The organism is Marinobacterium sp. BA1 (genome assembly GCF_041155135.1).
Taxonomy (GTDB): domain Bacteria; phylum Pseudomonadota; class Gammaproteobacteria; order Pseudomonadales; family Balneatricaceae; genus Marinobacterium; species Marinobacterium iners.
Genome location: NZ_BAAFHC010000001.1, coordinates 2,711,188 through 2,734,513, shown reverse-complemented (window position 1 = coordinate 2,734,513; position 23,326 = coordinate 2,711,188). Strand labels below are relative to the sequence as shown.

The window sequence follows — 23,326 nt, the reverse complement described above, 5'->3', positions numbered from 1 at the left end:
GCCAAAATGGAATCGTGCATATGGATATATGGGAACAACATTTCGGCTTAGCTGATGACTGTCTTCGAGCATGTGTCTTTGGAGACTATATTTTTCGGCAGGAGCCCCCAGTGGATAGCGCTTGGTTCGCCATAGGTGATATGTGTTATGCCGATGCAGTTATCTCTTGGAATCAACTATTTGGGCAACGAAGCCAAGAGACCCATTGGTCGAGGCTGACTGAAAAAATTAAAATTCCTGAAGGGGATAAATTGAGACCGTTTGGTCGCGATATGATAATCGAGTATTTATCCATCTCAAATGAAGAATGGGTCCGGTATCATAAAGAAATGGTTGATATGCGTAATATGCGGATAGCACATCTAAATCTTTCCCAAACAGTTGATGTTATACCAAATTTGACTAAGGCTATGCGCTGTAGTTACTTATACAGAGATTGGTTAACGGAAGCACTGCATTTGGGTAAAAGACTGGGGATAGATATTAATATTAGCTCTCAAAGAGCTAAGGATGCATCAGAAATTTTTAGAAGCCAAATCCACAATGCATACAATGGCATATAACAAAGCGTTGAAAACTGTTCGCTTTGCTTAATGGGACCAAAAATTCTACGCTTTCTCGGCCCTTTAACCGCGGCGTTATTAGACAATACAGGATATAAACGAGATGGATTTCGTCCACATAATCAGCAACTTGCTCACCAGTTTCTGGTATCTGATCCCCCTTTTTATATTGGTAGGTGTACTTAAGTCCGCTTGGTTCAAAGGTGTAATGGGTGAATTTATTGTCAATTTGTCAGCCAGATACTTCCTCGATAAGAGCCGCTATCGCCTGATCAAGAACGTGACGCTGCCATCCGGCGATGGCACAACCCAGATTGACCACGTCATCGTTTCGGTTTTCGGCGTGTTCGTGGTTGAAACGAAAAACATGAAGGGCTGGGTTTTTGGTGACCAGCACCAGAAACAGTGGACGCAGAAGATATTCAAACACTCCAGCAAGTTTCAGAACCCACTGCACCAGAACTACAAGCATGTGAAGGCACTGGAGCAGCTGCTCGGGCTTGAAGAGAGCCAGTTGCACTCAGTCGTGGTTTTTATCGGCGATAGCACCTTCAAAACCCCCATGCCGGATAATGTCACCCGCGGTTTTGGTTATGTTGGCTACATCAAGTCGAAAACCGAGCGGGTTATTGCCGAAGCTCAGGTTGATGAAATCGTCCGTCAGATTGAGTCGGGCCGATATCCCCGCACCTTTTCGACCCATCGCCAGCATGTGAAGCATGTTAAAAGCATTGTAGAAGCCAAGGAAGCAGCGGTGGCCTGTCCCAAGTGCGGCAGTGATATGGTGCTGCGCGAATCCAAAAAGGGTGAACACAAGGGGCAGCAGTTCTGGGGCTGCTCCAGGTTTCCGGGTTGCCGTGGGGTTATGAAGCTATAACCCCAGTACCAACTGACATCCATGACTTCGACTTTAGCCAAGTCTGTGAATGTTGCTCTAACCCCACCGTTTAGAAAAGTTTGCCGAGCAGGCCCTTGGCCAGGCCGCCGACAGCGTTGCCCAGCAGGTCGCCGTTTTCGCTGTTCTTATCGATCAGTTCCGGCAGCATCTGCGCCAGGCCGCTGGTGGCGGTGTCCTGCCCCAGCCCCAGGCTATTGGCAAAGTTTGCAATGCGGTCGTTGCCGAGCACATCCAGCAGGGTCGAGGGTGAAAGGGCGGCGTTGTCACCTCCACTCAGCCAGGAAGAGGCCAGGTTGGCGAGCCCTTCGTTGCCGTTGGTAAATTGTGCGATCAGGGCACTCAGGTCCAGTTCGCCATTCTGGGTCGGCAGCAGGTTCTGCAGGGCCGTGACGACACTACCCAGATTGAGCTGGTCACCGTTGCTGCCCAGCTTGCTGATGAATAGTTGTGCTGCCATGTTGATCAGGCTCATTTTATGTCCTCGTGTCCCGTGAGTGTGTTGCACTCCGGTGGTATCGGTGTAAGTGCCGGCCAGAACGCTGCGCCTCTGACCGGGTGCGTGTGGGTTAGAGCTTGTCCAGCTCAGCATCAAAGTAGGTTGCGGCGGCATCGGTAAAGTCGAACGTGGCCCGGATGTACTTCAGGGTATCAAGTTCGGTGCCGGTTATGCCCTGACCATCGTTGGCCGACTTCAGCAGGTCGGCTGCCTCATCCTTTGAAATTTTTCCTTCGCCGCGACCGGTGGTGTGGGCCTTGGCCAGTTCGAGCAATTCTTTTTCGTACTTGTTGCCGTCAATCGTCACGTAAGCCATGGTGTGTTCCCTTGTTACGGTAGAAAGTTAGCTGTAGATGCTAAGGGGGGGATGTCGGTCAGGTTCGGGGTACTGGTTATTGCCAAACAGGCAGAACAGTGCAACCGACATGACCAATCGTTACAAGAATGCCCGAACTACGTTTCATATTCGAGTATTAGTTGTCGATCATGCATCCGTAAACAGCAGATGACATCGCCATCTCATAAGAAAAGACTGATGAATATTGTCAGAAATGGTTAGATAACATGGTCTGGTGCGAGTACGGGGCCGCGGAATTCAACTCCGATTTACGTCAAGCTCAAAGAAATTTAAGCGCATTATGCTGCATAACCCTGGCTGACATGGGAGGAGGTTCAAAACTCTGTGTCAGCCAACCAGCGGAGAGCTTGCAGAACTGGCGATGTACGGCTTTCACCGTCTTGGTGCTGTAAATCGCCTTGCGCAAGTAACCGAGGTATTGCCGGTTGATCAGAGAATCACGGCGCAGCGATAAAAGCCCCGCACCAGGCGAGGCTTCTGTTGGCTGCTTGAGGAATTGATCAGTCAGCTTTGCGCAGCTGACGCATTCCCAGAAGGCCTGCTAGACCGCCGAGCAGCAAGAGTGCGCCAAGGGGCAACACTGGCACTGGCGTGACAGGCCCAGAGGATAAGACAGGACTGATCAGCGCAACAGGGTCTTGAATCCTCCCTGCAGTGGGATCTAGATCCAAGACAGGGTCGTTATCGGTCACAGTATACGTAACGGTGGTTTCCCCAAATGTGGCTGTGGTGATCTCTGTCCAAGTTGAGCCGTTGACCTTATAAATCTTAGTGCCTGCTGCGATCGGAGCACCAACATCAATCGTGATTGTTAAAGAACCCGAGACCCCGGTCGCGGTAAAGCTGTAAGTGCCAATCTGATCGCCAACCAAAACGCCACTTGGAGGCGTTGGGTCTGTAATCTTGCTGTAGGAGATAAGCGATCCATTGCCAGCAGGGATAGTAACGTTACTGCCGCCGGACTCTGGCAATGTGAGCACAGCGTTAACGGTTACATCAATTGCAGCTGAGGTTGCTGAGGTATAGGTTGAGTCAGCGGCTTTGGTGGCTGTAATGCTACAAGTGCCGGCTCCCGTACCAGTTAGAGTGCTACCAGAGACTGTACAAGGGCCGGAAGCAACAGAATAAGTTACTGCGCCGGTACCGGACCCGCCGGAGGTAGATAGTGCGCTGGTATTTCCGACATTGATTGAGGTCGGAGTGGCTGAGACTGTTAGCGTTGCCTGAGGTTGTGGTGAGCTACAGTTTGCAGATGTCTGGGTTGTCTGGGTCGTTGTGTTTGCGAATGCGTTTGAACTAAAAGTGGGTTGAGTGCCAATAATTTGTGCTGTACCAAAGTCTCCAACGACTGGGCAGATCGAATTCCCCTCGAATGTAAAGAGTGCGATTAAGCTTCCGCTCCCACCGTAATTACCGGAATCACTATCTGCCGGTAGGCCAGACCCGCCGTTGTATAGTGCAGCTACTTCAGTATCAGAAAGTGCCCGGCTCCAAATCGCGAAATCATCTATCTCACCGTCAAGTTCGCTACCTGTGGAGGTCGATTGCCCACCAAGAAAAAGGCCGGAACTGCCGGTGTTGATAACGTCTGTTTTTTCGTGCGTTCCGCATTTAGTGCCATTTATATAAATGTCGTACTGGGATCCTGTCCATACAACCACCTTGTGCACCCAGGCTTGATCATCCTGTGTATATCCACACGTCAAAACTGAACTCGGGGACCCACTGCCACCATTAATCGTCGGCCATGGCCTCTGATCGCCGAAGACGACTCCCATACCCATGCTTGAGGTGACCCCAGCTGCAAATGCATAGTAATCGCCCGATGTACCCGCAGTGTGTTTGAACCACACCTGTGCGGTGTATGGCTGGCTAGGATCTAGATTGCCTGTGGCACCTAAAGTGAAATCCGGGAATTTCACGATAGAGTCTGCTGCACTCACCATTGAATCAGTAGCAAATACACTGCCACAGAAAAACAGCAAAACCAGTGCGGATATGAGTTTTTCAAGTTTTCGACGGACGCACTCCATTCATTAACTCTCCTAAATAAGACAAACCAGCAGTAATATTTTTCCCACAGAGTATACCAACAGTGAGTATTGGTGGTAGCTTGAACAACGTGGAAGGTGTTCAAAACTCTGTGTCAGCCAACCAGCTTTATAGGCTGATGTGATGTTCCAGTCGCCCTGGGAAGTGGGTGGCCACCTGTGACAGGGTCAAGTTCCAGTTCTGCACGGTGTTCGTTCAGTGCTCAGAGGGCTTGAGTACACACAAAGACGCACTTGGTCTTGTGCCTGTGGAGCTGGCCGGCCTGAGCGAATATAGTGGCACCCTGTTCAATACCACAGAGGTCGATGTTCAGCCGTGACGCATTCAAGCCAGTATGACCATCTGGTTCATATCCAAACCCATGAGGAATTGCGGCTCTATGAGCTGATTCCCAACGTGGTGTGGGTGTTTGATATCGACAAGCACGGCTGGTGGTGGGGCAACTCGGCAGCGGTAGAGTTCTGGGGACTGGGTTCGTTGCAGGCGCTGATCGACAAGGACCTGTCCGGTGATACTCAGGGTGCGCGCGACCGGACGCTTCAGACCTTTGAATTGGCCGTGCGTGATGGCCTGACGGTTGATCCCTGGACGACCTACCCGAATGGCAAGCCCAAGACACTGCTGATGATGCATCGGGCGGTGTTGCTGGGGCCGGAGCGGCATCGCGGCATCATTGCGTATATCAACGAGCAGGTGAACATGGGCGAGCAGCCCGAGAACCTGCTGTTGATGGAGGCGATGCGCTATACCCGTGTGCCGGCCACCACCTTTACGCTGGATGGCGATCCGGTGGTCGAAAACCCCGCCGCAACAGACGCCTACAATTACTTGTACAACCAGCCACTGGACGAGGGTATGTGTGCCTTTGTTGCCCGCTTTGCCGATCCGGCTCAGGGGCACGCCTGTCTCAAACGGGTGCAGGCGGGTGAGGAAGGGCGCTGGGATTTCATCATGCAGACCGTTGAGGGGCCGCGGCGGCACAGTGTGGATATACGCCGTACCCGCCATCCGCTCAACGGCGACTTTCTCTTTCTGATGGTGGAGTATGACTTCACCGAACTGTACGAAGCGCTGGAGGCTGTCGAATCCGCCCGTGCTGAGCTGCATGATATTGCGATGAAGGACAGGCTGACCGGTGTGCACAGCCTGCATTACATGCAGGAAGCGGCCAAGGCCGAACTAGCCCATGCGGACCGTCATCAGCAGGTGCTCTGGCTGATGTTCATTGACCTGGATGGCTTCAAGTCGATTAACGACAACTTCGGCCACAACACCGGTGATGAGGTTTTGCGTGAAGCGGCGCGTCGTCTGCAGGCGGTGATCAGGGAAGAAGACCTGCTGGCACGAATTGGTGGTGACGAGTTTGTGGTGCTCTTTGCACACGACAACACCGAAGCGGATGCCACCTCCATTGCCCAGCGCATGCTCGATACGCTGGCGCAGCCGGTCCATGCGCTCGGCCATGAGGCCCATATCAGCGCCAGTATCGGCATCGCGCGCTTCCCGGATGACGGGGAAGATCTGGAGTCATTACTCAAGGCCGCGGATGGCGCCATGTACCGGGTGAAGAAAAGCGGCAAGAATGGTTTTGTATACGTGAGAGGATGATCCACCGATGAGCCAAACACAGCCCAACAATCCACTGCACGGCCTGACCCTTGAAAAGATCCTGACGCGCCTGGTCGAGCATTATGGCTGGGAGGGGTTGTATGACGAGGTTCGGGTGAATTGCTTCTGTAACGAGCCGTCCATCAAGTCGTCGCTCAAGTTTCTGCGCCGCACGCAATGGGCACGGGACAAGATGGAAGCCTTGTATATCAATACGTTCTGCTGAAGGCGGATATCACATGAACACCATACTGATCGGCAAGGGTGAGCAACCGGCGCAGTACTGCTGACATGGTGGAGTATGAGTACGCCATATTTACTGCCTTGGTAGTCCAGCTGGGTGTCAGGCGCACAGTAGCCCCTTCTTTGTTCAGAAAAGACTGTAGAATTTCCACAAATCTATGGGTTATAGCTAGGGAGACTAGCTAAATCCGCTGCGTGAGATAATACCCGCTGCACACGATGGAGCATGACCTTAATCAGGCTGATCAACTGCTGTATGGTGAATAAGCATTCATCTTTGCGGGCGCCGGGTATCAGTGGTACTGAGAGACGAGATGAGCTAAAGCACCATTAGCCCTGCTTTGTAAAAGTCCGTTACCCTGGCCTGAAGAAAAATGATGGCAAGCTGGCGATGCTATTCGCGCAGGCCAACGTTGTGCGGGTGGACCAGATGTTGAGAGCGCAGAGTTAATCCGTGTGTACTGCCTGAAAAGGCGGTTGCAGTCGAAACTGGGGTGGTTATAGTATTGGTCATAGGATGACAGGGAGTACCGTGCTGGTTGGTTGAAGGTACGGTGGCGTTCAGCATGTAGTGAAGGAGTACTTGAGATGATCAAACAGCATTACATTTTCTTCTGATTCCTTCTCGGCTTCCATTGATGGCGCTATCCGCTGAGACAAACTTTTGTCTAGCAAATATACATTTGTGTCAATTCTAATTGGAAAAACTTTTAAAGTTCCGTAAAGGAGATCGCTATGAATAAATATGTCAAAGCAGCCCCGCTTGTGGTAGCTCTAATGCTTACTGGATGCAACGATGAACCGACTTATGATGTTGAGTACTACAAAACGCATGAGAAAGAGCGGACTGAAAAATTGGCCGAGTGCAAGAACAATCCCGGAGAGCTACGCGAGACCCCGAATTGTATTAACGCTCAAAAGGCACACACCGCGATAATTTTTAACCCTAAACTGAAAGATGCTCCAAGCATCAACTAGAAGTCTTGCGGAGATGATATTGCATTCACTCCAATTATATTGTTTTTGCTTGATTCTTAAATTTTAAAGATTTCTGAAAAACTTGTTTATAACAGAGGTAAAACAAGGACTCATCAGGGATGGAGTAATAAAAAGGGGAATATTCGCCTGCGGGTTGCTTTTGTTCACTGGGCTGCTTGCCTTGGTGCCAATAAAATACTTTAACAGGTGATGGGCTATGATCGTTACCTATGCACATCGGGGTGAGCTGTAGTCCATCCCTTAGTCCAGCAAGATGGCTGAGTGCCAAAGCAATGTTTTGAAAACTGTATGTTTATGCTTATGATGGCAGTCAATAATGCCCTCCACGCTGTTTATTTGAACAGCGTGGAGGGCTGTTTTTTCTCGGCCGGACAATGGCCATGCCCGCTGCACCCCAACACAATATTGCCAAGCGTGCTAAGCGCTTCCCATGGGGTGAAAAGGCATGGCGCTTTGGCTGTTACGATAAAGGAACGATTGCATGCCCCTGCTACAGTGGCTCAATAAAGACCAAGCCGTCAGAACCGCTGCGCAATGCGCCTACCGTTTGCTGGAGCCTGTGCCAGAACTCTCGTACGGTGATCAGGACAGCGAAAACCTGGTGATTCAGGGCGATAACCTCGAAGCGCTCAAGGCATTGCTGCCGTTCTATGCGGGCAAGGTGAAGTGCATTTATATCGACCCGCCCTACAACACCAAAAGCGCGTTCGAACATTACGATGACAATCTTGAGCACAGTCAGTGGCTGTCGTTGATCTATCCTCGTTTGGAACTGCTGCGTGAACTGTTGGCGGAAGATGGCAGTATTTGGGTGTCGATTGATGACAATGAAGCTCACTACCTGAAGGTGGTGATGGATGAGATTTTTGGGCGGAAGAATTTTATAGCATCGAATATATGGCAGAAAATCTACTCCCCAAAAAATTCAGCAAAGCACTTTTCTGATGACCACGATTACGTAATCGTATACGCGAAGGATTCAGAGCGCTGGAAACCCAACCTTCTACCCAGAACAGAAAAGCAAAATAAAGCTTATAAAAATCCTGACGATGACCCTAGAGGGCTCTGGAAGGCTGGCGATCTTTCTGCCAGAAATTATTATGGTGAAGGTACTTATTCAATTACTTGTCCATCAGGGCGAGTTATAGATGGCCCACCAAGTGGCATGTATTGGAGGGTATCAAAAGATAAGTTAAGTATTCTTGATGCGGATAACCGAATTTGGTGGGGTAAGGACGGTAATAATACGCCCGCTATTAAGCGGTTCCTCTCAGAGGTAAAGCAGGGCCGTGTTCCACAAACTCTTTGGATGTACGAAGAGGTAGGCCACACGCAAGAAGCCAAAAAAGAAGCCGTAGCGCTTTTGAGAGATAGTGTTTTTGGTACGCCGAAGCCTGAGCGCTTAATGCAGCGAATTCTTCAAATCGCAACCATCGAAGGCGATCTTGTTCTCGACTCCTTCCTTGGTTCAGCCACCACAGTCGCCGTGGCCCATAAAATGAAACGCCGCTATATCGGTATCGAGTTGGGCGAACACGCGGTCACTCATTGCCAACCCCGTTTGGTAAAGGTGGTAGAAGGCGAGCAAGGTGGTATCTCCAAGTCGGTTGATTGGCAGGGAGGTGGCGGTTTCCGTTTTTACAAGCTTGGTCAGACGGTTTTTGACAGTTACGGCTATATCAACCCGGAAGTGCGCTTCGACGCACTGGCTGCTCATATCTGGTTTGCAGAGACGCGCTCACCCAAACCCCCGGCAGAAAAATCCCCCCTGTTGGGTCTGCACAACGGCGTTGCCTACTATCTGCTGTATAACGGCATATTGGGCGATCGGCGGCCTCAAGGCGGTAACGTGCTGACGTCCAAGGTGCTTGAACTGCTGCCGCCGCATGATGGTCCCAAAGTGATTTATGGTGAAACGACTCGCCTTGGCCCCGAGCGTCTGAAACAGCAACAGATTACGTTCAAGCAGATACCCTATGATGTGCGTGCACTGTAACAGCCCGTTCAAGGAGAGATGTCACCCATGTTCAGCTTAAAAGGCTACCAGACGCGCGCCATTGAAACTCTGAGCGACTTCCTGACCAATGCCAAGTCAACCGGCGATGTAGTCTCGGCTTATGCCAAGGCGATCAAGTCACAGAGTATGCCGCCGTTGGCCTACCGTGACTACGGCTTTGAGCAGGTTCCCTATGTATGTTTTCGCATCCCGACCGGGGGCGGTAAAACTGTGATGGCTTCGCATGCTGTTGCGACTGCTGCCAAGGATTATCTGGAAGAGGCGTTTCCCATCGCGTTGTGGCTGGTGCCCAGCACAACCATTCGCCAGCAAACCGTTGATGCGCTGAAAACCCCCGGCCATCCCTATCGGGAAAAGCTGGATCAGGCGTTCAATCAGCAGGTTTTGGTGCTCGATATCGACGAAGTCACCCAAATCCGCCCGCAGGATGTTGGTGGCAAAGCGATCGTTGTGGTGTCCACGTTGGCCAACTTGCGGGTGAACGATACAGCCGGGCGCAAGGTGTATGCCTACCATGAAAATTTTGAACCGCACTTTGCCAAACTCGGTGCTGTGCATCCTGCCTGGGCGCGTCTTGAGAAGGTTGGCGAATCGGACCTGCACGAGAACGGCCTGACCCGCAAAGAGTTGGGCAAGGTTAAATGCTCTTTTGCCAATCTGTTGGCTCTACATCGACCGGTCGTGATTGTGGACGAGGCCCATAATGCTCGCACCTCCCTGACCTTTGAAACACTGAAAAGAGTCTATCCCGCTGCGGTTATCGAATTCACGGCCACCCCCAATACCTCGACGACGAACGGCAGCAACGTGCTGTATCACGTTTCGGCAGCAGAGCTGAAAGCCGAAGAGATGATCAAGCTGCCGATCATGCTGACCGAGCACACGGACTGGCAGGCGGCGGTGAGGGATGCAGCTTTGAACCGTGAACGTTTGGCAAAGGATGCACGCAAAGAACCGAATGATTATATCCGTCCTATCGTGTTACTGCAGGCCGAACCGAAAAACGGCGCTGTGACCGTCGATGTACTCAAGTCATATCTTGAAAATGACCTGAAGATCGACTCTGAAAAAATCGCGATTGCTACCGGTACGCAGCGGGAGCTGGATGGTATTGATCTGTTCCGGTCCGATTGCAAAATCGAGTACATCATCACTATTGAGGCGTTGAAGGAAGGCTGGGACTGCTCTTTCGCTTACGTATTCTGCTCAGTCAAACAGGTCAGCTCCAGCAAGGACGCCGAGCAACTACTGGGGCGTGTGCTGCGGATGCCGTATGCCCGGCGTCGGGTCATCGAAGACCTGAATCGTGCCTATGCGCATTTGGCGACACCTTCATTTTCGAAGGTTGCCTCACAGCTTACCGACAAGTTGGTCGCAATGGGCTTCGAAGAGATGGAAGTCGCCGCTTTCCTGCGCCATCAACCGGCTACACAAGGGCAGGGTGATCTATTTGGCGGTGATAGTGGCTCCTCTGAAGCCCCGCCACCACCACCTCCGCGTACGGATCATTCCATTGTGCTGGAGTTGGATGTGATGCCGGACCTTGAACAAGTGGATGAAGACGACAAGCGCAAGATTTCGGCTACCCAGGACGGGGATACTATCCTGGTGAAAGTTACCGGGGAGGTATCCGAGCCTTTGGCCCGGGCACTGACAACGTCGAAAACCAAGCCCAAAGAGCGGGCAATCATCGAGCGAGATCTCAGAATCCACAACCAAAGCATTGCGGCGATGAAGTCACCGGCAGAACGAGGCGAACGCTTTGGGCCATTGCCTCAACTCTGTGCCCACATTCAGGGTGAGCTGGAACTGGTAGAGCCTGAAATGCTGCTGGATGCAGGGCAGTGGAGCCTGATGGACCACTACACTGTCGAGCATCTTTGCTTTAAAACTGATGAACAGAACACCAGCTTTGCAATCGATATTGAAGATAAAAAAGTTCGCTTTCATACCGCCGAGCCGGGAGCAACCTATGATCTCAACGAAGCCTTTATCGATGTTACCGAGCAAGATCTGATTCGCTGGCTGGATAGGGAACTGCGTCAGCCGGACATCATGCAGTTGCAAATGATCAAGTTTTTGTCACAGTCTGTGAAAGACCTGCAGCAACAACACAACCTGTCCATGACTGCGCTGGTGCGTAACAAATATCCGTTGGTTAAAACCCTTAAGGCCTTGATCAATACCTACCGTAAAGAGGCGCGCAGGAAGGGCTATCAGGATACGCTGTTCGGCAGTGGCGCAGCCGTATCCACAACGGCCGACTTTCAATACGAATTCAGTCCCGCCCATTACCCGGCGCGCCCGCCGTATTATCAGGGTAAATATCGCTTCCAAAAGCATTACTACCCACAAATTGAAGATATGAAGTCCACGGGGGAAGAGTTCGAGTGCGCCAAGGCGATTGATAGTCTGCCGCAGGTGAAATACTGGATCAGAAACCTGGTACGCCGTGATCATGCATCTTTTTGGCTACCGCTTGCGGATGGGCGTTTCTATCCCGATTTCGTGGTGGAGCTTACGGACGGTCGAATGCTGGTGGTCGAATACAAGGGCGATGCCTACGTGACCAACGATGACTCCGTCGAGAAAAGGGCTGTCGGGCAGCTGTGGGCCGAGTCCAGCGGAGGCCGCTGCCTGTTTATCATGGCGGTGCTGCAGGATAAGCAGGGGCGCGATGTACGCCAGCAGATTCAGGCGCTGATCAATGCGTAATCACGTTTAGGGGTAGTGTATGACCACCTTCATCATCGTTGTGGCTTTCGTGCTCATGGTGTTCGCCTTTTTCGGACTGATTTTGATGGTGGGTTCAATAATCAACACTGTAATCCGGACACTGTTCAAACCTCGAACAACGGGTAAATAAAATGGACTTTACCCCGATTATCATCCAAGTATTGAGCACACTCTGGTATCTGATCCCGCTTGCGATTTTGGCTATAGTACTCAAGTCCCCTTGGTTTAAGGGCGTCATGGGTGAGTTAATCGCTAACCCGCTGCACCAAAACTGCAAGCATGCGAAGGCGCTGGAGCCGCTGCTAGGGCTTGAAGAGAACTAACTTCGTAGCAGAGTGCACCTTTCCGTGCCAGAATGATCAGCGTATGAACGAGAGGTTTTATCCATGAACTTCCAGCAAATTGAAGATGAGGCTCTGCATCTTCCAAAAGAGAAGAAAGCCCGACTGATTCACCGGCTGGTATTGAGCTTGGACGCGCCTTCTGAGGAAGAGCTGCGGGCAGACTGGCTACATGAAGCTCACCGTAGGGCAGAAGAGCTTGATGATGGTTCCGTGCAGGCGGTACCGAGTGATGAAGTTATGAGAAAGGCCCGAGCGCTGATCAAATGAAGTATTGCTTTCACCCGGCAGCGGAAGCCGAGTTCCTGGAGTCGGTCGGTTACTATGAATCGAAGGTCTTAGGGTTGGGTGGAGCCTTGATAGAGGAGTTTGAGGCCCTGGCAATATTGATCGGCACGTCCCCTAAGGGGTGGCAGATCGAGTTGGAGCCAGATATTCGTCGAGCGCCCCTTCACCGATTTCCGTTGTCCATCATATACCGCCAGAAAGTAGAAGGCTTTCAGGTTTTGGCTGTTGCCCATGACCGTAGGCGTCCACAATACTGGCTTGGCAGGGCCTAACTGGCTACATATCAATATTGGTTCAGTCATTAGAGTGTCACAGGCAAAGAAAAAGGTGTTCCCTTTGGTCGTACCATCCATGATCCAAACACAGCCCAACAACCCACTGCACGGCCTGACCCTTGAAAAGATCCTGACGCGCCTGGTCGAGCATTATGGCTGGGAAGGGTTGTATGACGAGGTTCGGGTGAATTGCTTCTGTAACGAGCCGTCCATCAAGTCGTCGCTCAAGTTTCTGCGTCGCACGCAATGGGCACGGGACAAGGTGGAAGCCTTGTATATCAATACGTTCTGCTGAAGGCGGATATCACATGAACACCATACTGATCGGCAAGGGTGAGCAACCGGTACGGTTGCTGGGCCATTACGGCAACCGACATGGCTTGATTGCGGGGGCCACCGGTACCGGTAAAACGGTATCGCTGATGATGCTGGCCGAAGGCTTTTCACGCATGGGCGTGCCGGTGTTCATGGCGGATGTGAAAGGCGATGTGTCGGGCCTTGCCATGGCCGGTCAGTCCAGCGACAGGCTGATGCAACGTGCCGCCAAAATCGGCATGGAAGGGTTTTCCACTGAGGCGAGCCCGGTGCTGTTCTGGGATCTGTACGGCCAGGCCGGGCACCCGGTGCGTACCACCATCAGCGAGATCGGGCCCACACTGCTGAGCCGCATCCTTGAGCTGAATGATACCCAGACCGGTATCCTTGAGGTGGCCTTCAAGCTGGCCGATGATCAGGGCCTGTTGCTGCTCGACCTTGACGATCTGCGCGCTCTGCTGGGCTTTGTGGCAGACAATCGCAAGGACATTTCGGCTCAATACGGGCTGGTCAGTGCCCAGTCCATTGCCGCCATCCAGCGCAGCCTGCTGTCACTGGAGCGCGAGGGCGGTACCGCTTTCTTGGGGGAACCGGCGCTTGAGATCATGGATCTGATGCGCACGGATATGAGCGGCCGCGGCGTGATCAGCATCCTTATGGCGAACCGGCTCATGTTGAAGCCGCGCCTGTATTCCACCTTCCTGTTGTGGCTGCTGTCAGAGCTGTTCGAAAACCTGCCCGAGGTGGGGGATCTGGAGCGGCCCAAGATGGTGTTCTTCTTTGATGAGTCTCACCTGCTGTTTGATGACGCGCCGGCGGCGCTGCGGCAGAAGGTGGAACAGGTGGTGCGGATGATTCGCTCCAAGGGCGTCGGCATCTATTTCTGTTCACAATCGCCTGATGACATACCGAACGAGATTCTGGGTCAGCTGGGCAACCGCATTCAGCATGCATTGCGAGCCTACACACCGCGTGATCAGAAAGCGGTGAAAACCGCTGCCGAAACCTTTGTGGCCAACCCTGGGCTGAACGTGGCGGAGGTAATTTCACAGCTGGCCATAGGCGAGGCGCTTGTTTCCACCTTACAAGAGGGTGGTGTGCCCATACCGGTCGAGCGCACACTCATCTGTCCACCGCGCTGTCGCATGGGTGCCCTCACCGCGGAAGAACATGCAGCCGTACTGGCACGCAGTCCGGTCGCGCATAAATATGACACGCCGGTCAATCGTGAGTCGGCCTATGAAATTCTGGCCCAGCGTGCGGCTGAAAGCTCAGCGGTTAAGGAGACAGCCAAGCCGGAACAGGCTGAAGCATCTGAGTCCAAGGGGGTGGTCAGCGACCTCCTCTGGGGCAACAAACGGCGTCAGGGACTTGTTGAAACCATGGCCAAGCAGGCGGCACGTACGGTCGGGAGTCAGTTGGGCCGCAAGATCCTGCGCGGTTTGCTGGGCGGACTGCTGGGTGGCAAGGGACGTTAACGGACAGATTAGCAGGCCCGCGACCAGTGGTAGTGGGCTCAGGGAGTGATGCCATGAAAAAAATCCTGCTCGCACTGGCTGTCGTATTTGGCCTGTTCCAGTTACAGGGTGGTCACCTTGATGGACTGCTGGGCAGTGCCCCCGCGACCGGGCAGTCTCATCTTTCTGCGCAAGAGCAGGAGCTGTACAACACGCTTGAGCGGATTCGCCAGAACGGCCCTTATCCCTATCAGCGTGACGGTATTACCTTCGAGAACCGCGAACGATTATTGCCGATCAAGCCAAGGGGCTATTACCGGGAATTCACCGTTGATACACCCGGGTTGTCACACCGTGGGCCACGCCGGGTGGTAACGGGCGGAAACCCTCCTGAAGTGTTCTATTACACGGAAGATCACTATCGTTCCTTCCGGCGTATTCAGGGGCACCAGAATGACTGAAAAGCATTCTCCTATTGTCTGGCAGCACAATGCCCAGCCCGACCCGCAGGCCATCCCGCTGGATGAAAATGGTTGCCTGAACAAGGCTTCAATCCTGCACCGCCTCAAAGCTGCGTTTCAGTTTCCGGATTACTTCGGTGAGAACTGGGATGCCGCCTATGATGTGCTGCTGGATCATGTCGACCAATTGGAGGCTGAAACCGTGTGGCGGTTTTCAATTGGTCGTGACACCAAGGTGAATGAGCAGGAGCTGGCGGTGTGGGTTCAACTGATGACGGATCTGTGTGCCTACGCCGATGCGCAAGGGCTGACGTTACAGGTGCTGATCCATCAGCCTGCGGCAACATTCAAACATAAAACCTGACTATCGTGGCTTAAAACCGGATAATACGGCTCAAGTTAAGCATTCACCCATCCGGTACCCCGCTCATGGAAATCAAGGTCAACTATCTCGACAATCTCCGGCTTGAAGCCAAATTCGACGACTTCACGGTGATCGCCGATCAGCCGATCCGTTACAAGGGGGATGGCTCGGCGCCCGGTCCGTTTGACTATTTCCTGGCATCCTCGGCGCTGTGTGCGGCCTATTTCGTCAAGGTGTACTGCAACGCGCGTGATATTTCCACCGAGAATATCCGCCTGTCACAGAACAACATTGTTGATCCTGAAGACCGCTACAACCAGATCTTCAAAATTCAGGTGGAGCTGCCGGAGGATATTTCCGACAAGGATCGGCAGGGCATTCTGCGCTCCATCGACCGTTGTACCGTGAAGAAGGTGGTGCAGACCGGCCCCACGTTTGAAATCGAGGTTGTGGATAACCTGGATGAAGACGCGCAGGCGTTGCTGCTGGCCAAGCCCGAAGGCGAAGGTGCCACCTGGATCGAGGGCAAGGATCTGCCGCTGGAGCAGACCATCGCCAACATGACGCAAATTCTGGCGGATCTGGGCATGAAGATCGAGATCGCCTCCTGGCGCAACATCGTGCCCCATGTCTGGTCGCTGCATATTCGTGATGCGGCGTCCCCCATGTGCTTCACCAACGGCAAGGGTGCCACCAAGGAGAGCGCGCTGGCATCGGCGCTGGGTGAGTTCATTGAGCGACTCAACTGCAACTTCTTCTATAACGACCAGTTCTTTGGCGAAGAGATCGCCGATAGCGCGTTTGTGCACTACCCCAACGAGTGCTGGTTCCAGCCCGGGCCGGATGACGCATTGCCCGAGGGCATTCTGGACGATTACTGCCTGGATATTTACAACCCGGATGGCGAGCTGTTCGGCTCCAACCTGATCGATACCAACTCAGGCCGTGTAGACCGTGGCATCTGTGCGCTGCCGTTTGTGCGTCAGTCCGATGGCGAGACGGTGTACTTCCCCTCCAACCTGATCGAGAACCTCTACCTCAGCAATGGCATGAGCGCCGGCAATACGTTGGTGGAGGCACAGGTGCAGTGCTTGTCAGAGATTTTCGAGCGTGCGGTGAAGCGAGAGATCATCGAGCAGGAGCTGGCGCTGCCGGATGTGCCGCTTGAAGTGCTTGAGCAGTACCCCGGCATTCTGGAAGGCATTCGTGCACTGGAAGAGCAGGGTTTCCCGGTGCTGGTGAAGGATGCCTCCCTTGGCGGCCAGTTCCCGGTGATGTGCGTGACCCTGATGAACCCGCGCACCGGTGGCGTGTTTGCTTCGTTTGGTGCCCACCCCAGTTTCCATGTGGCACTGGAGCGCAGCCTGACCGAGCTGCTGCAGGGCCGCAGCTTCGAAGGCTTGAATGACTTCCAGCCGCCCACCTTCAACAGTTTGGCCGTGACTGAGCCGAACAACTTTGTCGAGCACTTCATCGACTCTTCTGGCGTAATCTCCTGGCGCTTTTTCAGTGTGAAGTCGGACTATGACTTCAGCCACTGGAACTTCTCTGGCAGTAACCAGGACGAAGCCGATACTCTGTTCGGCATTCTGGCCGAGATGGGAAGGGAAGTGTACATGGCGGTGTATGAAGACCTGGGCGCGCCGGTCTGCCGCATTCTGGTGCCGGGCTACTCCGAGGTCTATCCGGTGGACGATCTGGTGTGGGATAACACCAACAAGGCGCTGGACTACCGTGAAGAGATTCTCAACCTGCACCGCTTGAGTGATGATGAACTGGCGGATCTGGCCGAGCGGCTGGACGAGAGCCAGCTCGACGTCTACACCGACATTCGGACCTTGATCGGGGTGGAGTTTGACGAAAATACCGTCTGGGGTCAGCTCACCATTTTGGAGCTGCGGCTGCTGATCATGCTGGCGCTTGAACGCCATGAAGAGGCACTGGAGCTGGTGGAGCAGTTCCTGCAGTACAACGACAATACCGTTGAACGTGGCCTGTTCTACCGTGCCGTGCAGGCGGTGCTGGAAGTGGTACTGGATGATGAACTGGAGCTGGCCCATTTTCTGCCCAACCTGTCCCGCATGTTCGGCGCAGAACGGATGCAGGCCGTGGTCGGCTCTGTCATGGGCGAGGTACGTTTCCATGGCCTGACGCCCACCAGTATGAAATTGGAAGGACTGGACAGACACCTGCGTCTGATCGACAGTTACAAGAAATTGCACGCCGCGCGTGCAGCAAAGGCCGGTTTGTCTTGAGGGGCGGTCGGTTTCATCAGATCTGTGGAGGTAAGGAATGCTGACAACAAATCGTTCATCGGCGTTGATTCTGGGCGTGTTTCTTCTGCTTGGGCTGTCAGCGCTGGGTGGCCTGCTGGGCAAGGCGGCGCTGGATCATAAACAGCTTGATCGCACGGTGACGGTAAAAGGGCTGTCGGAGCGAGAATATCAGGCCGATATCGTAATCTGGCCGATCCCCTTTGCCGTGGCCAGTAATGATCTGGACTCGCTGTACACTGATCTGGAGGTGAATGCGGCACAGATTCGTGATTTCCTGACAGAAAATGGCATCCAGCCGGACGAGATCAGCTATGCGCCGCCGGTGATTACCGACCGTTCGGCGCAGCAGTATGGCGGCGACAACCGTGCCGAGTTCCGCTATGTGGCCAGCCGTATGGTTACGGTCTATTCGGAGAATATCGAAGGTGTGCGGGCTGTGATGAATGAGCTGCCCGAGCTGGGCAAGCGCGGCATCGTATTGACCGGAGGTGATTATCAGTCACAGACCGAGTACATCTTCACACGCCTCAATGAGGTCAAGCCGGAGATGATCGAAGAGGCGACCCGTAATGCACGTGAAGTGGCGCAGAAGTTCGCGGCCGACTCACAAAGCCGGTTGGGCAAGATCCGACGTGCCTCTCAGGGTCAGTTCAGCATCAGTGAGCGTGACCGAAACAATCCGCACATCAAGCAGGTACGGGTGGTGTCCACGGTCGAGTATTACTTGTCCGATTAAGCCTTTAAACAGCTGTTTTTGATCCAGCCCGGCGTCCGGGGCTTCAGTCCCGGGCCGCTTTGTGGGACAGTGTCGGCTGACAGCAGCATTGATGGAAACACAGCGTTCGATGAGCAAACTCAATATTCTGGTGGTCGATGATGCTCGCTTCATCCGCGAGCGCGTGACCTCCATGGTGCGGGAAGCCTTTCCCGACTTCAGCGTGATGGCAGTGGAAAACGGTACCGAAGCCACTCGGGCCATGCAGCAGAAGCGTTTTGATCTGATTTTGTGTGACTGGGAAATGCCCGAGATGAGCGGGCTTGAGGTGCTGCAGTGGACCCGGTCGCAGGACGATTACAAACAGACGCCGTTTTTGATGGTGACCAGCCGTGGCGAGCGTGAATATGTGCTCAAGGCCATTCAGGCAGGCGTGAACGACTATCTGGGCAAGCCCTTTACCCGTGAGCAGCTGGTGCAGAAGATGGTCAAGGCGCTGGATAAGCGTCAGCAGCTGAGCCCTGAGCAGCAGGCGCGTGCGGCGGCCATGCTTGAGGCAGATAAAAAGGCTACACCTGCCGAGGCTTCGGCGCCTGCCAAGATGCGCTCCAAGCCCAAGGGGCTGGCGCAGCTGCGCAACAGCGAACAGACCTTCCGCTGCGCCATCAAGGATCTCAACCTGCGTGAAGTGAAGGTTGTGATCAAGAATGAAGGTGCGTTCCCGCAGGTACTGGAACAGGTGGTCGTGGATATCGAACAGCTGTCAGGCGACAGCGTAGCGCGTATCAATGGCTTCATCACCTCGATACAGGCCACGGAACAGAAGCTGGATGCGGCCTATGTGGACGTGAACGTATTTTTTATGGACGATGACCCGGACAAACTGGCGCATCTGTCCAAATACATTGCCAGTGTGCGTTAAGTCATGAAACTGCGAGTTGCATTCCTGTTGGCCCTGTTGCTGGGCGGTTGTGCCGCCCCGCCACCCCCGGTGTCTGAGCCAAGGCAACAGGAGCCGGGTGTCTCCCCATTGCCACTGTCGATCGTGCCCGTGTATGACAGCCGTGCCGAGGTACAGCTGGGGCAGGCGCTGGTGCAGCACTATCTGAGCGGCCCCTATTACCGCATTTCGGCTCCGCTGCTGCTGTCGCAGCAGTATCAGGCTCGTTATGCCGCTGACACCTCTGACCCGCAACGGATGCTGGCGCTGTTCAGTCACCCGCAGGGGCATTGGGGTTTTGTGGCCGTGAGTGTGGCGCAGGGCAGTGTAATGAACCTGTTCGAGCTGCAGCATCGTAACGAAACCGGTTATGCACTGGTACTGAAGCGGGCGCGGATCTGCTTCAACACCGGCGCGGACCAGCCGCCACGCTGGCAGGGGCGCAGCTGGGTGTATGCATCACAACCGGGGCAGTTCGAGTGCAGTGGCCAAACCAACGGCTCCCTGTATCAGCTTGGCTCCGGCCTGCCCGGTGCGCTGGGGCCCTATGCCGAGTCTGGTGATACCGTGCTGTACAGTCGCGACCGCGAGTCGCTGCAGCAGATCGCCAGTCTGTTGAAGCACCAGTTCCGTCATCTTCGGGTTCCGCAGATCCGGCCCGACCCGCTTTGATCCCATTTCAGGACACACCATGCTTAGCTACCAGCACGGCTTTCATGCCGGCAATTTTGCCGATGTTCACAAACACCTGACACTGGTTCTGCTGTTGCAGGCGTTGAACCGCAAGGCCAAACCCTGGAGTTATCTGGAAACCCATGGCGGGCGTGCGCAGTATGATCTGCACGGTGATCAGGCGGCCAAGACCGGCGAATTCCAGCAGGGTATTGCCCGCCTGTGGCGTCAGTCGGTTCCCGAAGCGGTGCAGCCCTACCTTGAACAGGTCGAAGCCGTAAACGGGAAGGCGTTGCAATATTACCCCGGCTCTCCGCTGATCGCGGCCCAGATGGCGCGTGATGCCGATCAGATCAGTGTAATGGAGCTGCACCCGGCCGAGGCTGAAGCGCTGAAGCAGGTATTCCGTCAGGATGGCCGAGTGGCGGTACATCATCGTGACGGCTATGAAGGGGTGCTGTCGCTGTTGCCGCCGAAACCCAACCGAGGGGTGGTGTTGATCGACCCGGCCTACGAGGTGAAGCAGGAATACCAGCAGCTGGTGCGTTTTGTCAGCAAGGCGATCAAGCGTTGGCCCAATGGCTGCTTTGCCATCTGGTATCCGTTACTGCCGGCAGGGCTGTGGCAAAAGATGAAGTCAGAACTGGCGGCGAGCGGGATTCGCAACATTCTCTGTTCCGAGCTTGAAATTGCTGCAGCAGAGGGCGAACGGGGCATGTATGGCAGCGGTATGCTGGTGATCAACCCGCCCTGGCAGCTGGATGCCACACTTGGGCAGGTTTCACCCTGGCTGCAGGCAACGCTGCAGCAGGGGGAAGGGCGCTGGCGCGTGGAATGGCTGGTGCCTGAGTAAGGCTCAGTACAGCGCTTTCTCGTCACGCACCACGTCGATCAGCAGCTCCAGAAACAGGCGGTCGGCATCGCTCTGTTCCAACGGAATCTTGACGTTTGTGGTGGATGACAGCTCTTCGGCGATCAACACGCCGGCGTTCTTGTCATTGAAATGCTTGCGAGCGATCTCCAGCGCTTTCTCGCTGATATCAGGCTCGACCAGCACCTTGCGGATAAAACGCAGCAGCTCGTTGATCACGCGCTCCTTGTTTTTGATCTCGGCAATGCTCATTGTTTTGCTCTCCGGCATGTAGAACGTGGACATGCGCCTACTATAACGCTAATGCCCGACAACGCCCAGAGGGCTGTCCTGTACAGTATCGGCGTCGTTCAATGGTCGTAGGCGGTTGATCGCAGCTTGTCAAGGTGCGAGAATGTCAGGCTATTTTCTTGACTTGTGGCATACAGGAAATCCCGACGTCACAAGGGGTTATTAAGCGAACCCGGCTTAAGTCTCAGAACAGGTCTGTCAGATAAGAGATCCTCATCTGACCAGCACCGAACATGATCCAATGATGCCTGCGGGCAGGGCGCGGCCGGCGATACGATTGCTCCGCGGCCGGGTCATGTTCTCGTTGCAGAAACGCTGAAACTGTTAGTTCGTCGGCAGGTGGCCGGCGCTGAGTAGAGGGTACAACAGTGGAATTACTTTCAGGCGCAGAAATGGTGGTACGCGCCCTCAAAGACGAGGGTGTTCAGTACATCTATGGTTATCCGGGCGGGTCGTTGCTGCATGTGTACGACGCTCTGTTCCAGCAGGAAGATGTACAGCACATTCTGGTGCGCCATGAGCAGGCTGCAACTCACATGGCGGATGCTTATGCGCGTGCAACCGGTAAAGCCGGTGTCGCGCTGGTGACATCCGGTCCGGGTGCAACCAATGCCGTGACCGGTATCGCGACCGCGTTCATGGACTCCATCCCGATGGTGGTGATCACCGGCCAGGTGATGAGTCATCTGATCGGTGAAGACGCCTTCCAGGAGACCGACATGCTCGGTATCTCCCGTCCCATCGTGAAACACAACTTCAGCGTCCAGCGTCCGGAAGACATCCCGGCGATCGTGCGCAAGGCGTTCCATATTGCCGAGAGCGGCCGTCCCGGTCCGGTGGTAATTGACCTGCCCAAAGACATGACCACGCCGACCGAGCGCTACCCGTACGAGTTTCCGAAACACGTCAAGATGCGTTCGTACAGCCCGATCACCCGTGGTCACAGCGGTCAGATCAAGAAGGCAACCGACATGCTGCTGGCGGCCAAGCGTCCGGTGATCTATACCGGTGGTGGTGTCATCATGGGTGACGCCAGTGCCGAGCTGACCGAGCTGGCCAAACTGCTGAACTTCCCGGTAACCAACACCCTGATGGGGCTGGGCGGTTATCCGGGTACCGATCGTCAGTTCATCGGTATGCTGGGGATGCATGGCAGCTACGAAGCCAACATGGCGATGCACCATGCTGACCTGATTCTGGCTGTGGGCGCTCGCTTTGATGACCGCGTAACCAACGCCTGTGACAAGTTCTGTCCGACTGCCAAGATCGTGCATATTGATATTGATCCGGCCTCCATTTCCAAAACCATCCAGGCGGATGTCCCCATCGTGGGTCCGGCCAAAGTGGTACTGGAAGAGATGGTGCAGCTGGTCAAGGGCAGCAAGAAACAGCCGGATCAGGATGCACTGCACGCTTGGTGGCAGCAGGTCGACGAGTGGCGCCAGCGTCACGGCGGTCGTTACCGCACTGATGACTCTGCATTGATGAAACCGCAACAGGTTATCGAAATGCTGAGCCAGGTGACCAATGGCAACGCCTTCGTAACTTCTGACGTGGGCCAGCACCAGATGTTTGCGGCGCAGTACTACAAGTTCAACAAGCCAAACCGCTGGATCAACTCCGGTGGCCTCGGCACCATGGGCTTCGGTTTGCCGGCGGCCATGGGTGTGAAAATGAACTTCCCGGATGATGACGTTGTATGCGTCACCGGCGAAGGCAGCATCCAGATGAACATTCAGGAGCTCTCCACCTGCAACCAGTATGATCTGCCGGTGAAGATTCTGTGCCTCAACAATCAGTCGCTGGGCATGGTGCGCCAGTGGCAGGACATGAACTATGAGTCCCGTCACTCCCAGTCCTACATGCAGTCGCTGCCGGATTTCGTCAAGCTGGTTGAAGCCTACGGTCATGTGGGCATGAAGGTCGAGAAATACTCCGACCTGGAAGGCGCCATGCGCGAGGCCTTCGCGCTGAAGGATCGTCTGGTCTTCATGGATATCGCGGTCGATCCGTTCGAGCACGTATATCCGATGCAGGTACCGCGCGGTTCCATGCGTGACATGTGGCTGACCAAGACAGAGAGGACCTGA

Annotated in this window: 23 protein-coding genes and 1 pseudogene; 20 read left to right on the top strand and 4 right to left on the bottom strand. The window is 54.3% G+C overall.

What is annotated here, in order from left to right; translation table 11 throughout:
• The first annotated feature begins 20 nt into the window (after positions 1-20).
• Both ACAM29_RS13235 and ACAM29_RS13230 read left to right on the top strand, forming a co-directional pair.
• Positions 21-563, top strand: a complete 543-nt coding sequence (locus ACAM29_RS13235) for a hypothetical protein (RefSeq protein ID WP_369624418.1) — start codon at positions 21-23, stop codon at positions 561-563.
• Between the two features lie 208 nt (positions 564-771).
• Positions 772-1,440, top strand: a complete 669-nt coding sequence (locus tag ACAM29_RS13230; RefSeq protein ID WP_369624417.1) for an NERD domain-containing protein — start codon at positions 772-774, stop codon at positions 1,438-1,440.
• 70 nt (positions 1,441-1,510) lie between these two features.
• Here the strand turns inward: ACAM29_RS13230 and ACAM29_RS13225 are convergent, their stop codons facing one another.
• The 3 genes from ACAM29_RS13225 to ACAM29_RS13215 all read right to left on the bottom strand — a co-directional run bounded on the left by ACAM29_RS13225 (position 1,511) and on the right by ACAM29_RS13215 (position 4,348).
• A complete protein-coding gene (locus ACAM29_RS13225) occupies positions 1,511-1,933 on the bottom strand; it encodes a YidB family protein (protein WP_369624416.1) in 423 nt (140 codons plus the stop codon).
• A gap of 94 nt (positions 1,934-2,027) precedes the next feature.
• A complete protein-coding gene (locus ACAM29_RS13220) occupies positions 2,028-2,273 on the bottom strand; it encodes a hypothetical protein (protein WP_369624415.1) in 246 nt (81 codons plus the stop codon).
• A gap of 542 nt (positions 2,274-2,815) precedes the next feature.
• Positions 2,816-4,348: a LamG-like jellyroll fold domain-containing protein gene (locus tag ACAM29_RS13215; protein ID WP_369624414.1), complete on the bottom strand. Its 1,533-nt coding sequence runs from the start codon at positions 4,346-4,348 to the stop codon at positions 2,816-2,818.
• A gap of 334 nt (positions 4,349-4,682) precedes the next feature.
• Between ACAM29_RS13215 and ACAM29_RS13210 the strand changes: the two genes are divergently transcribed.
• The 17 genes and pseudogenes from ACAM29_RS13210 to ACAM29_RS13130 all read left to right on the top strand — a co-directional run bounded on the left by ACAM29_RS13210 (position 4,683) and on the right by ACAM29_RS13130 (position 20,927).
• A complete protein-coding gene (locus ACAM29_RS13210) occupies positions 4,683-5,975 on the top strand; it encodes a diguanylate cyclase (RefSeq protein ID WP_369624413.1) in 1,293 nt (430 codons plus the stop codon).
• A gap of 7 nt (positions 5,976-5,982) precedes the next feature.
• The gene (locus tag ACAM29_RS13205) at positions 5,983-6,201 is read left to right on the top strand and encodes a VF530 family DNA-binding protein (RefSeq protein WP_369624412.1); all 219 of its coding nucleotides are present in this window, start codon (positions 5,983-5,985) and stop codon (positions 6,199-6,201) included.
• A gap of 357 nt (positions 6,202-6,558) precedes the next feature.
• Positions 6,559-6,669: pseudogene (locus tag ACAM29_RS13200) on the top strand (IS5/IS1182 family transposase); the annotation flags it as partial.
• Positions 6,670-6,953: 284 nt separating this feature from the next.
• Entirely contained in the window at positions 6,954-7,196 is a 243-nt protein-coding gene (locus ACAM29_RS13195; RefSeq protein WP_369624411.1) for an EexN family lipoprotein, read from the top strand.
• 502 nt (positions 7,197-7,698) lie between these two features.
• Positions 7,699-9,213 carry a site-specific DNA-methyltransferase gene (locus ACAM29_RS13190; protein WP_369624410.1) on the top strand — a complete coding sequence of 505 codons (1,515 nt, stop codon included), beginning with the start codon at positions 7,699-7,701 and terminating at the stop codon, positions 9,211-9,213.
• A 27-nt stretch (positions 9,214-9,240) separates the two neighbouring features.
• Positions 9,241-11,949, top strand: a complete 2,709-nt coding sequence (locus ACAM29_RS13185) for a DEAD/DEAH box helicase (RefSeq protein WP_369624409.1) — start codon at positions 9,241-9,243, stop codon at positions 11,947-11,949.
• Positions 11,950-12,101: 152 nt separating this feature from the next.
• Positions 12,102-12,293: a hypothetical protein gene (locus ACAM29_RS13180; RefSeq protein WP_369624408.1), complete on the top strand. Its 192-nt coding sequence runs from the start codon at positions 12,102-12,104 to the stop codon at positions 12,291-12,293.
• A 63-nt stretch (positions 12,294-12,356) separates the two neighbouring features.
• Positions 12,357-12,581: an addiction module protein gene (locus ACAM29_RS13175; protein ID WP_369624407.1), complete on the top strand. Its 225-nt coding sequence runs from the start codon at positions 12,357-12,359 to the stop codon at positions 12,579-12,581.
• Between the two features lie 369 nt (positions 12,582-12,950).
• Positions 12,951-13,169: a VF530 family DNA-binding protein gene (locus tag ACAM29_RS13170; RefSeq protein ID WP_369624406.1), complete on the top strand. Its 219-nt coding sequence runs from the start codon at positions 12,951-12,953 to the stop codon at positions 13,167-13,169.
• 13 nt (positions 13,170-13,182) lie between these two features.
• A complete protein-coding gene (locus ACAM29_RS13165) occupies positions 13,183-14,667 on the top strand; it encodes a helicase HerA-like domain-containing protein (RefSeq protein ID WP_369624405.1) in 1,485 nt (494 codons plus the stop codon).
• Positions 14,668-14,720: 53 nt separating this feature from the next.
• Complete coding sequence (locus ACAM29_RS13160; RefSeq protein ID WP_369624404.1) at positions 14,721-15,107, top strand: ribonuclease domain-containing protein; 387 nt, start codon at positions 14,721-14,723, stop codon at positions 15,105-15,107.
• Positions 15,100-15,471 carry a barstar family protein gene (locus ACAM29_RS13155; RefSeq protein ID WP_369624403.1) on the top strand — a complete coding sequence of 124 codons (372 nt, stop codon included), beginning with the start codon at positions 15,100-15,102 and terminating at the stop codon, positions 15,469-15,471. The genes ACAM29_RS13160 and ACAM29_RS13155 overlap by 8 nt, the downstream gene beginning before the upstream one ends.
• A gap of 65 nt (positions 15,472-15,536) precedes the next feature.
• Entirely contained in the window at positions 15,537-17,726 is a 2,190-nt protein-coding gene (locus tag ACAM29_RS13150; RefSeq protein ID WP_369624402.1) for an OsmC domain/YcaO domain-containing protein, read from the top strand.
• A 37-nt stretch (positions 17,727-17,763) separates the two neighbouring features.
• Positions 17,764-18,483, top strand: a complete 720-nt coding sequence (locus tag ACAM29_RS13145; protein ID WP_091827926.1) for an SIMPL domain-containing protein — start codon at positions 17,764-17,766, stop codon at positions 18,481-18,483.
• Positions 18,484-18,574: 91 nt separating this feature from the next.
• Positions 18,575-19,384, top strand: coding sequence for a response regulator (locus ACAM29_RS13140; RefSeq protein ID WP_254775069.1), 810 nt, complete (start codon positions 18,575-18,577; stop codon positions 19,382-19,384).
• Between the two features lie 3 nt (positions 19,385-19,387).
• Positions 19,388-20,074 (top strand): hypothetical protein, encoded by a 687-nt coding sequence (locus ACAM29_RS13135; RefSeq protein WP_369624401.1) that lies wholly within the window; start codon positions 19,388-19,390, stop codon positions 20,072-20,074.
• A gap of 19 nt (positions 20,075-20,093) precedes the next feature.
• Positions 20,094-20,927, top strand: a complete 834-nt coding sequence (locus tag ACAM29_RS13130; RefSeq protein WP_369624400.1) for a 23S rRNA (adenine(2030)-N(6))-methyltransferase RlmJ — start codon at positions 20,094-20,096, stop codon at positions 20,925-20,927.
• A gap of 3 nt (positions 20,928-20,930) precedes the next feature.
• Here ACAM29_RS13130 and ACAM29_RS13125 read toward each other — a convergent pair whose 3' ends face one another.
• The gene (locus tag ACAM29_RS13125) at positions 20,931-21,197 is read right to left on the bottom strand and encodes a hypothetical protein (protein WP_091827923.1); all 267 of its coding nucleotides are present in this window, start codon (positions 21,195-21,197) and stop codon (positions 20,931-20,933) included.
• 407 nt (positions 21,198-21,604) lie between these two features.
• Here ACAM29_RS13125 and ACAM29_RS13120 point away from each other — a divergent pair, with 407 nt between their 5' ends.
• Positions 21,605-23,326 carry an acetolactate synthase 3 large subunit gene (locus ACAM29_RS13120; protein WP_369624399.1) on the top strand — a complete coding sequence of 574 codons (1,722 nt, stop codon included), beginning with the start codon at positions 21,605-21,607 and terminating at the stop codon, positions 23,324-23,326.

What these genes read in the sequence shown, in the direction of transcription:
- ACAM29_RS13235 (WP_369624418.1), top strand. Translation starts at nt 21, where the DNA reads ATGGATATATGGGAACAACATTTCGGCTTAGCTGATGACTGTCTTCGA.
- ACAM29_RS13230 (WP_369624417.1), top strand. Translation starts at nt 772, where the DNA reads ATGGGTGAATTTATTGTCAATTTGTCAGCCAGATACTTCCTCGATAAG.
- ACAM29_RS13225 (WP_369624416.1), bottom strand. Translation starts at nt 1,933, where the DNA reads ATGAGCCTGATCAACATGGCAGCACAACTATTCATCAGCAAGCTGGGC.
- ACAM29_RS13220 (WP_369624415.1), bottom strand. Translation starts at nt 2,273, where the DNA reads ATGGCTTACGTGACGATTGACGGCAACAAGTACGAAAAAGAATTGCTC.
- ACAM29_RS13215 (WP_369624414.1), bottom strand. Translation starts at nt 4,348, where the DNA reads ATGGAGTGCGTCCGTCGAAAACTTGAAAAACTCATATCCGCACTGGTT.
- ACAM29_RS13205 (WP_369624412.1), top strand. Translation starts at nt 5,983, where the DNA reads ATGAGCCAAACACAGCCCAACAATCCACTGCACGGCCTGACCCTTGAA.
- ACAM29_RS13195 (WP_369624411.1), top strand. Translation starts at nt 6,954, where the DNA reads ATGAATAAATATGTCAAAGCAGCCCCGCTTGTGGTAGCTCTAATGCTT.
- ACAM29_RS13190 (WP_369624410.1), top strand. Translation starts at nt 7,699, where the DNA reads ATGCCCCTGCTACAGTGGCTCAATAAAGACCAAGCCGTCAGAACCGCT.
- ACAM29_RS13185 (WP_369624409.1), top strand. Translation starts at nt 9,241, where the DNA reads ATGTTCAGCTTAAAAGGCTACCAGACGCGCGCCATTGAAACTCTGAGC.
- ACAM29_RS13180 (WP_369624408.1), top strand. Translation starts at nt 12,102, where the DNA reads ATGGACTTTACCCCGATTATCATCCAAGTATTGAGCACACTCTGGTAT.
- ACAM29_RS13175 (WP_369624407.1), top strand. Translation starts at nt 12,357, where the DNA reads ATGAACTTCCAGCAAATTGAAGATGAGGCTCTGCATCTTCCAAAAGAG.
- ACAM29_RS13170 (WP_369624406.1), top strand. Translation starts at nt 12,951, where the DNA reads ATGATCCAAACACAGCCCAACAACCCACTGCACGGCCTGACCCTTGAA.
- ACAM29_RS13165 (WP_369624405.1), top strand. Translation starts at nt 13,183, where the DNA reads ATGAACACCATACTGATCGGCAAGGGTGAGCAACCGGTACGGTTGCTG.
- ACAM29_RS13160 (WP_369624404.1), top strand. Translation starts at nt 14,721, where the DNA reads ATGAAAAAAATCCTGCTCGCACTGGCTGTCGTATTTGGCCTGTTCCAG.
- ACAM29_RS13155 (WP_369624403.1), top strand. Translation starts at nt 15,100, where the DNA reads ATGACTGAAAAGCATTCTCCTATTGTCTGGCAGCACAATGCCCAGCCC.
- ACAM29_RS13150 (WP_369624402.1), top strand. Translation starts at nt 15,537, where the DNA reads ATGGAAATCAAGGTCAACTATCTCGACAATCTCCGGCTTGAAGCCAAA.
- ACAM29_RS13145 (WP_091827926.1), top strand. Translation starts at nt 17,764, where the DNA reads ATGCTGACAACAAATCGTTCATCGGCGTTGATTCTGGGCGTGTTTCTT.
- ACAM29_RS13140 (WP_254775069.1), top strand. Translation starts at nt 18,575, where the DNA reads ATGGAAACACAGCGTTCGATGAGCAAACTCAATATTCTGGTGGTCGAT.
- ACAM29_RS13135 (WP_369624401.1), top strand. Translation starts at nt 19,388, where the DNA reads ATGAAACTGCGAGTTGCATTCCTGTTGGCCCTGTTGCTGGGCGGTTGT.
- ACAM29_RS13130 (WP_369624400.1), top strand. Translation starts at nt 20,094, where the DNA reads ATGCTTAGCTACCAGCACGGCTTTCATGCCGGCAATTTTGCCGATGTT.
- ACAM29_RS13125 (WP_091827923.1), bottom strand. Translation starts at nt 21,197, where the DNA reads ATGAGCATTGCCGAGATCAAAAACAAGGAGCGCGTGATCAACGAGCTG.